The organism is Paenibacillus oryziterrae (assembly GCF_042610485.1).
In the GTDB taxonomy this organism is placed as follows: domain Bacteria; phylum Bacillota; class Bacilli; order Paenibacillales; family Paenibacillaceae; genus Paenibacillus_AQ.
Genome location: NZ_JBGJZO010000002.1, coordinates 360,210 through 372,913, shown reverse-complemented (window position 1 = coordinate 372,913; position 12,704 = coordinate 360,210). Strand labels below are relative to the sequence as shown.

At 48.6% G+C, this 12,704-nt stretch carries 9 protein-coding genes; 6 read left to right on the top strand and 3 right to left on the bottom strand.

Annotated features, from left to right (window positions below):
- Window positions 1–61: 61 nt before the first annotated feature.
- Window positions 62–1,618 (top strand): response regulator transcription factor, encoded by a 1,557-nt coding sequence (locus tag ACAN55_RS04050; RefSeq protein WP_379128432.1) that lies wholly within the window; start codon window positions 62–64, stop codon window positions 1,616–1,618.
- A gap of 103 nt (window positions 1,619–1,721) precedes the next feature.
- Here ACAN55_RS04050 and ACAN55_RS04045 read toward each other — a convergent pair whose 3' ends face one another.
- The 3 genes from ACAN55_RS04045 to ACAN55_RS04035 all read right to left on the bottom strand — a co-directional run bounded on the left by ACAN55_RS04045 (window position 1,722) and on the right by ACAN55_RS04035 (window position 5,484).
- Window positions 1,722–2,660 carry an ROK family protein gene (locus ACAN55_RS04045; RefSeq protein ID WP_379128429.1) on the bottom strand — a complete coding sequence of 313 codons (939 nt, stop codon included), beginning with the start codon at window positions 2,658–2,660 and terminating at the stop codon, window positions 1,722–1,724.
- Window positions 2,650–4,476, bottom strand: a complete 1,827-nt coding sequence (locus tag ACAN55_RS04040; RefSeq protein ID WP_379128426.1) for a class I mannose-6-phosphate isomerase — start codon at window positions 4,474–4,476, stop codon at window positions 2,650–2,652. Before ACAN55_RS04040 ends, ACAN55_RS04045 begins: the two co-directional genes overlap by 11 nt.
- Window positions 4,477–4,587: 111 nt before the next feature.
- A complete protein-coding gene (locus tag ACAN55_RS04035) occupies window positions 4,588–5,484 on the bottom strand; it encodes an AraC family transcriptional regulator (RefSeq protein ID WP_379128423.1) in 897 nt (298 codons plus the stop codon).
- An 81-nt stretch (window positions 5,485–5,565) separates the two neighbouring features.
- Here ACAN55_RS04035 and ACAN55_RS04030 point away from each other — a divergent pair, with 81 nt between their 5' ends.
- The 5 genes from ACAN55_RS04030 (at window position 5,566) to ACAN55_RS04010 (ending at window position 12,640) form a co-directional block, all read left to right on the top strand.
- Window positions 5,566–7,098 carry a response regulator transcription factor gene (locus ACAN55_RS04030; RefSeq protein WP_379128421.1) on the top strand — a complete coding sequence of 511 codons (1,533 nt, stop codon included), beginning with the start codon at window positions 5,566–5,568 and terminating at the stop codon, window positions 7,096–7,098.
- A gap of 212 nt (window positions 7,099–7,310) precedes the next feature.
- Window positions 7,311–9,005 (top strand): extracellular solute-binding protein, encoded by a 1,695-nt coding sequence (locus ACAN55_RS04025; RefSeq protein ID WP_379128418.1) that lies wholly within the window; start codon window positions 7,311–7,313, stop codon window positions 9,003–9,005.
- Window positions 9,002–9,892, top strand: coding sequence for an ABC transporter permease (locus ACAN55_RS04020; RefSeq protein ID WP_379128416.1), 891 nt, complete (start codon window positions 9,002–9,004; stop codon window positions 9,890–9,892). The genes ACAN55_RS04025 and ACAN55_RS04020 overlap by 4 nt, the downstream gene beginning before the upstream one ends.
- A gap of 15 nt (window positions 9,893–9,907) precedes the next feature.
- Window positions 9,908–10,789 (top strand): carbohydrate ABC transporter permease, encoded by an 882-nt coding sequence (locus tag ACAN55_RS04015; protein WP_379128414.1) that lies wholly within the window; start codon window positions 9,908–9,910, stop codon window positions 10,787–10,789.
- Between the two features lie 234 nt (window positions 10,790–11,023).
- Window positions 11,024–12,640: a sensor histidine kinase gene (locus ACAN55_RS04010; RefSeq protein ID WP_379128411.1), complete on the top strand. Its 1,617-nt coding sequence runs from the start codon at window positions 11,024–11,026 to the stop codon at window positions 12,638–12,640.
- Window positions 12,641–12,704: the final 64 nt, after the last annotated feature.

Below are 12,704 nucleotides of genomic sequence, written 5' to 3'. Positions count from 1 at the left end.
AGAATGTATATCCTTCACGCTATAAATTACTCTTTTGTAAAAAGGAGAGGTGGATGCGTAGGTGTATCGTATTCTGATTGTGGATGATGAACGCATTGAGAGAGAAGGCATTCAGCATTTAATACAGGAACACAATCTGGGGCTTGAAACGATCCTGGCGGAGAATGGCGAGATTGCGCTGGAGATCCTTGAGAAGCAAAAGATAGATATTCTGATTACGGATATCAAGATGCCCTTTATGGACGGTCTGGAGTTGTCGGAGAAGGTTAGTGAGATTGGCCTGGACATTGAAATGATCATTTTCAGTGCTTACCATGAGTTTGAATATGCGAGAAGAGCATTACGTACCAACATATCGAATTATTTGCTCAAACCGATCCAAATCACAGAGTTTCTCAGTGTGGTTAAACAGGCGATCAAAGCCTGTGAAGACAAAGAAGTAAAGAAGTTGCGAAACGAACAATTGGTGGAGGGTTATAACCGGGGGCTTGTGTATGAAAAGGAAAAAATGCTGCTGGATTCATTAAACGGAGTGAAATTTAATACGGATGTATTGATGATGTCCCCGGAATTGCTCCAATATGCCAATAACAAGCATTGGCTACATATGATTCTTGTCGATTGCGGCAGAAAATTTTTTGATATTCACAATGATGAATTTATTAGGTTGTTAAACGATAACATTAGCTATGAATTCGATTATGTGAACTTAAATGAGCATCAAAGTATGGTTTTCGTCAAGTATCCTAGTTCCATCCATAAAGAAACTCTGCGGGGACTGGGAGACAAGATTATTCGAAGCACAGCCGAACGTTTACACATGGAGGTTGGCCTTGTCATTGGGAAAGCGGTAAATCAACCGGAATTCTTATATGATGCTTATTGTGAGATGGAGCAAATGCTTGAATTCAAATTTTTTATGGATGATTATACCATCCTGTTTGCCGATGAACCCTTTGAGCAAGCGAGATTTGAGGAAATCGAATTGAATCCGATACTGGATAAGGTATACCAATGTCTGGAATACAATGATCTGACAGGAGCGGAATACAGTATAGAGCTGCTGTTTTCCTACCTGAAAACAAAAGGACAATTCTCCTCCCTGTATACCAAATTTATTTGTTCGGAAATCATGAAAAAGGTGGTAACGAGAGAGAAAAAACATGAGTTTATGGAAATAAACCAGTACTTGGACAAAATTTATAGGACCGTTTCTCTTCAAGATTTGAAGAATACTATGTTTACGATTCTTTCAATTATTGAAACCGGTAAAGGAGTCAACAGGAAGAATGATTCCAATCTCAGGCTAATTCGGACCATTAAAGATTTAATCACAGAAGAATACGATCAAGATCTCTCTTTGGAAGGCATCGCGGAGCAAGTCTATTTAACCCCCAGTTATCTAAGTTATTTATTCAAGAAGGAAACAGGCCAAAGTCTTATCCGGTACATTACACAGGTGAGAATGGAAAAAGCCGTTGAGCTGCTGACTACGACAAATATGAAGATCGTTGAAATATATAAGAAGCTGGGATACAGAAGTTCGACCTACTTTATCCAAACCTTTCGTAATTTTTATGGGGTCACTCCTGCCAAGTTTAGAGAAGGGTCTCCGTAGGCATTAATAATTGAATCGGTCTGCGGGACATTCGTTTCTCCCCACCTATACCAAAACAAGCGAACGGGCAGCCGTTCGCTTGTTTTGGTATAGGAAATATCATCTAATCGTGGCTGAACATCCGGGCAATGCCGCGAAAGGTATAGGCAAGCACATGTTCCGCAGTACGGACTGACAAGGAGGGGGAAGAATGCATCCGCAAGTGAGCCAGCAAGGCAGGCCCGAACAGGTCATAGCTTTTGGAGATTTGTCCACCCAGCATGATAAATTCCGGCCGGTAGACGCCCACATAAGGATGGAGCATATCCCCGAGCCGGGTTCCGAATTCGGCGAACACCTCGTGCGCGGAAGTGTTTCCCTGTCTGGCTTCACGGGCAAGCTCTTTCACATCCATGTCCGTCTCCAGAATACCGGCTTCACGGGCCAGCTTCAGAATACCTCTTCTGGAGATAAGATCATCCGCTCTGCCGTCAAGATAAGGCTGGTCATACAGCCAGCCGTCTGGCGGGATGCCCGGTCCAGATTCCATGATCCGGGAGCCGTCGATGAAGGCAGAGCCCAGGCCGGTTCCGAGCGTCAAGGCTATGAACCGCTCCCGGGGGAAGTCGGTGCTGACTCCAAGCGCAAACAGGCGGGCGTCGTTCTGAAAGCGAATATTCATGTCAGGCAGCGGGCGGGTCTCCACGGAGCTGCTTGCGGGCCAGCGTTCGCGAAAGGCTTGGAGCAGATTCAGCCCGTAAATCGCCTCGAATTTGCCTAGCCCCCTAATGAGGCAAATGCCCTGCCTGTAATCAAAGGGGCCGGGAAAAGCCATACCGATCTGATAGCGGCATTCCAATCCAGGGTCCCGGCGCAGGTGCTGATACAGGTCGTACTGAATCTGGAATATGGATACAAAATGGTCTAGAACGGTTTCCTGATCCCGATCGGCAAGGGCGGGGAACTCCATTTCACTGGCTGGCAGCGGAAGGCCGTCCTCCAGCACGCATGTCTTAATAAAGGTTCCGCCCACATCCAGCGCGAGTACGATATTACGGCTCAAGGAAACTCACATCCCATGCTTTGGAGACACCGGCCTTGATCAGCTTGCAGGGACCGGAACCCAGATTGAAGATTGTATATTCTCCAAGCACAGCCGGGAGAATATACGATTCTGCGTAGTGCAATTCAACAAACACCGCCTCGTCTGCAGCAGAGACAATCCGCACCGCCTCTCCTTCAACCAGATTATACATGGTCATTTCGCCTTGTGTATGGTCGCGCCATTGATCCCGCAGGTGAAGACGGTGGACATAGAACAGCAAATCTCCGCGTTGTCCCAGGACATATTCTTCATTCTCCCCCTGCTTGTGCAGAAGCACCGGCGAAGGCATAAGCTGATCTTCAACCCAGGCAGTCTTTTTGGTGAAGTCAATATTATCGAAGGCAAAGTCAATGTTGATCGGCCGGGGTTTGCCATCCAGGTCCTTGCGCAGAAAGTCATAGATTTTAAAGGTGAACCACCATGTGGTTGAAGAAACCTCCAGCACCAGATTGTCTTTCCCCGAAGAATGAACCGTTCCGGGAGGGATCAGGAACAGATCGCCCTTCCGGGATTCATAACGGTTCACATAATCGGTCAGCGTAAGCGGGATGCCCGTCTGCTGGGCCTGGAGCACATCTTGGCGGAACTGCTCCGGTGTGCAGGCTTCCGTAAGCCCCAGATATACTCCGGAATCTCCCTGCTGCTCCATGATGTAATAGGATTCCTGCTGGGCCATGAATTCATTGAAACGGCTGCGGATATAGTCCTGGGTGGGATGGACCTGGCAGGATAAGTTGTCTCCGTCCATCGTGTCCAGATAGTTAAAGCGGATCGGGAAATAATCTCCGAACAAGTCCGTCAGACGTTCTCCCAAGATCGCGGCGTACTCATTCTGCATCACCAGCAGAAAGGGGATCTCCATTTGCTTGCCCTCATACCCCACAATGATTGAATTCTCCGGGGCAATCGGCTCAAAGCTCCAGGCACAGTTGATCCAATCTTCCGGCAGATCGGCCAGTTTTTTGAGGAACTGCCCGCCCCATACCCCCGGTGCATAAAAAGGCTTCACCCGCAGCGGCGACTTAGCAATGTCCGAAATCATATGGCGTAAGGCCGGCACGGCAGCCATGACCGGCTGTTTCGGCTGATTCAGGTCAATATAATAGTCCATTTCATCCAATGTTTGTTTGCGGTACGTTTCCAGAATCGGCCATTCCACGAACAGGGCGATTTTATATTTCTCCACGGCATCCCGGTTCCAGTTGAGGCCGAAATTGAGCAGCTCCTGCCGGTGGCCGACTTGCTGATATTCACGGGAGACATCAAGAAAATAGGAAGTATCGAAGCGTCCCGCTCCAAGCCAGTAAGCCCCCGGACCAAAAGCAATACAGAATGTAACCGAATCGGCCCCCGGTTCCGCTTCATCCAGCCTTCGGGCGGCTTCTTCCCTGGCCCCGGTCCGGAAATAGTCCTCAATGCTTCCGTCTGTAAAATAGCCAAAGACCCGGTTATCTGTAATATTGGAAGCAAAATGCTTCCGCAGCTCCTCACCCGTCTTGAGATAGCTGCCGGAACCGATGAGGGACACCGAATGGCCTTCTTGTTCGAGCACATACACTGTTTTCTGCAGAACGGTTTGAAACGGGGCACCGTGAGTGCCATCAAAAGCAACATAAATCCTGCCTGCTCCCTTCTCACTGGCGAGTTGAAGCAGGGAGGCGGCAATCGGAGAATAGCCTTCCCAGAGCACTGGAAGAGGCTCAGACGAGTGTACGTCATCCTGAAGAACAGGAACAGGGCTACGTACGAGGTTGACGGGTCGTTTCTCAAACATTTGGGGACACACTCCTTCTAAGGGATTACAACCATTGTAAGGAGTACGGCAGGAATTTTCTTTGAAAACCGTGTCTGATTTTTTGTACAATCCGGACATTTGGCGATGTGGCTACAGGTTTTGTCTTCCGTCCGCAAACTGCAATCTGCGGAACCGGGCGGGGGAGACACCGAGCTGTTTGGTGAACACGCGGGTAAAATAGTGCACAGAATCGAAGCCACAGCGCTCGGCGATGTCTTTAATGGGGAAATCGGTGTGCAGCAGCAAATCCTTGGCTTGTTGGATTCTTCGTTCCTGAATATAATGGACAAAAGTCTGGCCCAGGCGGATCTGAAAAATTCTCGACAGGTGGCGTGGGGAAATATCCAGTTCCCGGGCAACCTGGGCCATTTGCAGCGGGGAGGATAAGTTGTCGCGGATGTAAAGCTTGGCCCGCTCGAAATGGCGGTGCTCTCCGCTATCTTCCTCCATGGCTCCGGCCTGCGGATTGGATTTCGGGGAGAACGCCTGCGGGAAAGAATGCAGCAGAGCAAGCACCAGATGGTTCATCGGCAGCCTGGACACCGTTGCCTCGCTTTCGGCAAGGTTGAAGAGGGTTCGCCAGATTCGGGCAGAGAGCGCGGCATTGTCTTGCTCGGCAATGACTTGTCCCCTGACGGTGATATCCTGAAACGGCTTGCGGTGAGCCGCGGAGGTGCGGGATTCGTCGATTTCAAAGGCGATGAAGAACAGAACGAGCCCCTGCTCGCTGCGGATCTGATGCCAGATGCCTGGACGTGAACAGAACAGGGCTCCCGGCTCCAGGGGGTAGACAGCACTGTCATCCTGGTAAGAGCCTGTGCCTTGTTGGACATAGCAGATTTCAAAGAAAGAATGGCGGTGGAGAGGATTATTATAATGATTCGGCATGAAGCCCCAGTAATGAATATGAAATGAGGTTTGTCCGTCACTGATATTTGAGATATGCTGATTGAGAAGTGCATTGGCTTTTCGGTACGCTTGACGCATGGCGGGACCTCCTCATCAAGTAGGCTTCAACGAATAGAAAACGTTTGCTTTTGATTCTATCAGAGATCAGGAGGGAACTCTATGTTTACCATATTAATTGTGGATGATGAGAAAATTGAACGTGATGGCATCAGAGGGCTGATAGCCGAAATGAAATACGATCTGCGGGTAATAGAAGCAGAGAATGGGGAGAAGGCGCTGGAGTATCTTCACCTGAACCCGGTGGACATCTTGCTCACAGATATCAAAATGCCTTTTATGGGCGGACTGGAGCTAGCGGAGCAGGCAAGCCTGGTGCAGCCATCCCTGGAAATCATTATTTACAGTGCCTACGGGGAATTTGACTATGCCCGCCGAGCCTTGTACACCAATGCCTCCAGTTACCTGCTGAAGCCGATTGATATGGATGAGTTCGCCGGGGTGATGTCCGGCGTGATGCAGAAATGCGCGCATAAGGCAACACAGCAGCTCCGCACTGCCGAAATTATGCAGGGGTATCAAAAGGGCTTGGAGTATGAGAAGGAAAAGTGGCTGATCGATTTGCTGAACGGGGTTACTGTCATCAGCAATGTTGCTGAGCTGCCGTTTGGAGGGGGGCCGGCTGCGCTAATGCTGATTGATCTCAAAGAGCGTTTCTTTGACCGCAATTACGAGGCTTTTGAGCAAACAGTGCAACAACTCGCGGCCGGTGAATATGAAGTGCTGAATTTGAATGAATATCAAAGCGTGCTTATTGTCTCGTGCCCGGTCAGCGGCGGCCAGGAAGAGATCCGGGAAATGAGCGAAAGACTGGCGGAGCGGATATCGGAACAGTGGTACCGGCATTGCTGCATTGTATACGGCCCCGTGGTCTCCGATTGGCATGAAATTTCAGCATGCTACGGGCAGATTGAGCAAACCTTGGACTATAAATTCTTTTTTGAGGATACGGTGGTTCTGTTTGCCGGAGATGACCTTGCGGGCCGTGTTCCGGATAATGTCAGTGCCGAGATTCTGATTGCGGATATCAACCAATTTATTAATCACGGGGAATATGCGGGCGCTTCAAGAAGCATTGAGCTTCTGTTCAGCCACTTGAGCCGAAACGGAAGTTCCTCCGCGATATACATCAAGTATCTGTGTTCGGATCTGGTGAGAAATGCGTTTGATCAATCGGGCCGCAGGCAGAAAGCAGATTTTCAGCAAACGGTGGAGCGTATTTTTAAGAGTGATTCCATTCAAGATGTGAAGGAAGTGCTGCTGCAGGCACTCTCTGAGATTGAACCGGACAACGGCGCTCCCGATGAAAGCAAACGCCATATTGTGCAGCAAGTCATCAGAATTGTGGAGAAGGATTTCAGGGATGATATCAGTTTGGAAGTCATCGCAGGGCGGGTATCGCTAAATCCGACCTACCTGAGCCATTTGTTCAAGAAAGAAACCGGACAAAGCCTAATCAAATTCATAACCCTGCAGCGTCTGGAGCAGGCACAGTATTTACTGGGCAACACCAATATGAAAATCGTCGATATTGCTGAAAATGTCGGCTATTGGAGCTCCTCCTACTTCTGCCTGACCTTCAAGAAATATTACGGAATCAGTCCGCAGAAATACCGTGAAATGCTGGACGAATAGGATCATGATTTCATGAGTAATCATCGAAGCTGAAGCCCCACTTTATGGGGTTATTTTGCATGCATAGTGTTAACGGGTCTACGGGTCTGCTTGTTGTTCCAAATTATTTGACGCGAATCCAAAAAAATTATGATTTCACTTCATTCCAGGCTAATTTACAATTTAACTGTAAGCGTGAAAGCGTTTTATAAAAAAGTTCGGGAGGGGCATCTATGAGATTAGTCAAATTTCGTGTTATGGCTTTGATGCTGTCCATGGTTATGGTGCTGGTATTGCTGGCGGCCTGCGGCAGCAGTCAAAAGGAGGAGAATTCTGCGCCCTCTGGCAATGAATCCACGAATGCCGGAGGCAATGAAGCAGCCGGCACCGGTGCGGAGAAGGATGGACCTTTCAGCAAATATGAAGAACCCATTACGGTTTCTCTGGGGAGACAGGGGGTATCAGGGAACAATCTGCCGGCAGGAGATACGCTTGAAAATAACAGCTATCTGAAATATGTCGAGGATCGCCTGAACGTAAAAGTGAAATACGATTTCTCGGTGGAGGACCTGGACGCCTACAATCAGAAGGTCACCCTGGCGATTTCGAGTAATTCGCTGCCTGACATTCTAGTTGTGGATGAACAGCAGTTCAAGAGAATGGCGAAAGCGGGTATGCTTGCCGATCTGACCGATATATATGATCAATATGCATCTCAACTGATTAAAGATTATTACAGCTCCTATACGGGAGACCGGGTGCTGAATACCGGGAAAATCGACGGCAAGCTGATGGCGCTGCCCAACACCAACATTGACGGTAGTTTCCAGCTCCTGTGGATACGCCAGGATTGGCTGAACACCCTGAAGCTTGAGCTGCCCCGTACCATGGATGAGGTAAAGAACGTTATTAAAGCGTTCAAGGAGCAGGACCCTGACGGAAACGGGAAAGCGGATACCGTTGGTCTTCTTGGCGATAAAACGGTGGTCGCAGACGGCGGGTTCTTCACCTTCGATCCGATCTTTAATATCCATCACGCCTATCCGAAGAGCTGGTTCAAGGATGAGAGCGGAAACATCATTTACGGTTCCACCACTTCAGAGACGAAGCAGGCACTCGCTGAACTGAGAGATATGTATGCGAACGGGTTGATCGACAAAGAATTTTTGACCCGTAAATTTGAGGACAATGCCGGGCTGGTGTCTGGCGGCCGGGCAGGCATCCTGTTTGCCCCCTGGTTCGGAGGCTGGGCTTTGTCTGATGCGGTGAAAGCAAATCCGGAAGCGGACTGGGTGCCGCTGGCGGTGCCGCTGGACGAGGCAGGCAAACGGAATATCGTGCCTTCAACGCCGTCCGGAACCTTCCTTGTGGTGAATAAAAAGGCAGAGCATCCGGAAGCTGCCTTGAAAATGCTCAGTGTGGAGTATGAAGGCATCCGCCTGATTGATCCGGTGGCGCAGGAGCTATATAAGGATTTAGGTGTGGGCTGGCTTAATTATCCGTTGAATCTGCAGCTGGATTATCAAGATTCCCTGGCACGCGATGTTCCGATTTATGAGAAGGCGATTCAGGAAAAGACTCTGGACGGTCTGCCTGCCCGCATCCTGCCCAGAGTCAAGGCTGTACTGAAAAATAATGAAAATCCGAAAAAGGATATTCCCGCTTACGCAGATTCGCTTGCATTCTATACTGCGGCCTCCGTCACCGGAGCGAAAGAAATTGTGAAAGTGGAGCCTGTCTTCTACGGCAAGACCGATGCCATGCTTAAAAAGGGAGCCAATTTAGAAAAACTCGAAAATGAGACCTTTTTGAAAATCATCACCGGTACTTCTCCCCTTGAGGAATTCGACAAATTCGTCAAGACATGGAAAAGTATCGGAGGAGATGAAATCACCAAAGAGGTAGCTGAAGCAGTTGAGACACCATGAGAAACAGAGCCTTCATCTGGAATTACCACATTATGCTGCTGCCCGGCATATTGTTGCTTGTAGCATTTAGTGTGATTCCCATGTTTGGGATTGTAATTGCCTTTCAGGATTTTCAACCAACGCTTGGTGTATTTCACTCTGAATGGGTGGGATGGGAGAATTTCAAGTACATGTTCAGCCTGCCGGACAGCAGGCTGATTCTGGGGAACACCTTAACCATTGCGTTGATGAAAATCATTGCCGGATTGACCGTTCCCTTTATATTTGCGCTGCTGTTTCATGAAGTGGCGAACGTTAAATTCAAGCGGACCGTTCAAACCATTGTGTATCTGCCCCATTTTATGTCCTGGGTCATCCTTTCAGGCGTTTTGATTAACCTGCTCAGTCTGGACGGCATTGTCAATCAGATGATCGGGTGGTTCGGCGGCGATCCGATTATGTTCCTCCAGAGCAATCATTGGTTTCGCATTATTATCGTGTCGAGTGATGTATGGAAGGAATTCGGATTCAATACGATTATCTACATCGCTGCGCTCACTTCAATCAATACCAATCTGTATGAAGCCGCCGCCATTGATGGAGCGAACAGATTTCAACGGTTAACCAATATTACGATTCCAGGTTTAATGACAACGGTTATTCTGTTAGCGACCTTAAGCCTCGGAAATGTGCTTAATGCGGGTTTTGAGCAAATTCTCAACTTATATAATCCGATTGTCTATGAATCGGGAGATATCATTGATACTTATGTATACCGTTCAGGATTGCTTGAAATCCAATATGGACTGGCAACAGCGGTAGGTCTGCTCAAATCGGTCGTAAGCTTTGTGCTGATTGCCGCTTCCTATGGTCTGGCCGCCCGGTTTGCCAACTACCGTATTTTCTGACAGAGGTGATTTGTTGTGATCCGAGGAACCAGCCGGACTGTTGATATTGTGATTTATTGTATTCTAACCCTGATTGCTTTTCTGTCCTTGGCACCCGTACTGAATACCTTGGCCATTTCGTTCAGCGGCAAAGTGGCAGCCATGTCGGGGCAGGTCTTTTTCTGGCCGGTTGATTTCAATCTTTCAGCCTATGAATCGGTAATCAGGGACAGGAGCTTTTTTATCTCCTTTGGTGTATCTGTGAAAAGAGTGCTGCTTGGAGGGATCATCAACCTGCTGGTTACGGTGCTGATGGCTTATCCGTTATCCAAATCGAATAAACATTTTCCGGGTAGAAATATCTATATGTGGTTTGTTATCTTCTGCATGCTGTTCAACGGCGGGCTGATCCCGTGGTATATGACGATCAACATGTATGGATTGCTCGATACCATCTGGGCACTTGTGCTGCCTACCGCCGTTCCAATATTTAATGTGATTCTGCTGATGAATTTCTTCAAGGGTGTTCCGAAGGAGCTGGAGGAGGCTGCCGGGATGGATGGGGCGGGGGCATGGAGAACGTTGGTGACGATTTATATCCCCATTTCCCTTCCCTCACTCGCAACGGTCACCCTGTTTTCGGTTGTCGGTCACTGGAATGCATTTTTTGACGGGATGATTCTGATGAACCACAAGGAGAATTGGCCGCTGCAAACCTATATCCAGCAATTGATTATCAGCGTGAATTCGATTATGAACACCACTGATCCGGAAGAGATCAAGCGTTTGTCCAATATGTCCAGCCAACTGCTCAATGCGGCCAAGGTCATGGTCTCGATGATACCGATTATGCTCATCTATCCGTTTCTGCAGCGGTATTTCGTCAGCGGGATCGTGCTCGGTGCCGTCAAGGAGTAAGCGAAAAGCAAGTTTAAGAGGGTGTTCCAGAAGCCGGAAATGGCTTGGGACACCCACTTGTTGTTGGCGGAGGGGTTCACGTGGGCGGGCAGTTTCTTCTTGCAGATTGTTATTTGACGACCTCAATGCTAATTTATAAGGAAGAGAGGCTTTAAGACAGGAGGGGTTAAGCTGGAGCGCATTGGCCGGATCATCAGGGGTTTAAGGATTAAGCATAAGCTGTTTGTCTCTTATTTGTTTGTCATCATTATTCCTCTAAGTGTGCTTGGCTGGTATTCCTATGATCAATCCAGGAATCTGCTCGTTCAGCAGGCACGGCTGACATTAACCGACAATGTGTCGGAAATCACCTCTAATCTGGATTATAAGTTCGGTAAGCTCAACGCCGCGCTGGATTCGATTACATATAACTCCAGTGTGGTGTCCGTCTTCAACAACGATTACTCCGATAATTACTATTATATGTACAATGATCTGAACACTATCGTGGAGCCGCTGTTCAATACGATTATGTTTCTGAACGAAGAAATCAGGCAACTGACAGTTTATACAGGGAACAACATCACGGAACGGAAAAATACAATTATGCCGATTGGCTACGTATCCGGGGAGCCGTGGTTTGAAGCGGCGATGGTAAGCGGGCAGACACATTGGATCAAGGATGGTCCGGCCTTGTCCGCCGTGCGGAGAATGGTGGGCGGTTCGGGAACGCAATATGACAACCTGATTTATTTAAGATTTGACAGCAAGGATATTTTTGCGGGTCTGACCAATGTGGTCTCTGGTGATTACGGCGTCCTTGTGGAGAATGAAGCGGAAGAGCCTGTTTTTGCCTATCAAAACGGGCTGCCGCCTTTTGAATCGGCTCAAGCGGCCGAAGGCAGGGCCAATGATTTCATCGTGATTTCCCAAGAGCTTGGCGCGACAGGCTGGAAGCTTGTCTTTTATATGCCCAAAGACTCTATCGGCGTCGACGCCAAGACGATTCTCCGCGCCACCATACTCACGGTCGGGATTTGCCTGCTGATTCTGGTCCCAACGGTCTGGTTGTTGTCGAACGCTTTTGTAAGAAGGATCTACCGTTTGAACCGCACGATGAAGAGAGTGACCCGCGGGGATCTGCATGTCGACATTATTGTGGATTCGAATGACGAGATCGGTGAGCTGGCATCGCGCTTCAAGGATATGCTGCAAAGCCTGAATGAGCTGTTTAATGAAGTCTACCGCAGCAAGGTCGTGCAGAAGGACGCGGAGCTTAAAGCGCTGCAAGCTCAGATCAACCCGCATTTTCTCTATAATTCCCTGTCGCTGATCAACTGGAAGGCTATAAGCATTAAAGCGTATGACATCAGTAAAATTACCACGACCCTCTCCAAATTTTACCGGACTACCCTGAACAGGGGACAGGATGTAATCAGTGTACATGATGAACTAGAGAATACGAAATCTTATATTGACCTGCAGCTGATTATGCATGATCACAGCTTTGATGTAGTGTACGAGGTGGACCCGGATGTTCTGGGCTTTCATATGATCAAGCTGATTATGCAGCCTATTGTGGAGAACGCGATTGAGCACGGGATCGACAACAAACGGGAAGGACGCGGCAAGATTAGCCTGCGGGCTCACTTTGAGGAAGACACGATTGTATTTGGCATTGAAGATAACGGTCCGGGAATGACCCGCGAAACTATGGATACGGTATTAAACAGCCAATCCAAATCGTACGGGCTGTTTAACGCCCAGGAGAGAATCCGCATTTATTTCGGCGAAGCCTACGGGATCACGATCGACAGTGAAATCGGCCAGGGTACGACAGTGATGGTGAGAATCCCTAAGAGGGCAACGTAAAGAATATAACACACAATCTCATAAGGCCCAGAGGAAGATTGCCTGGACCGCAGATCAGTGAAAG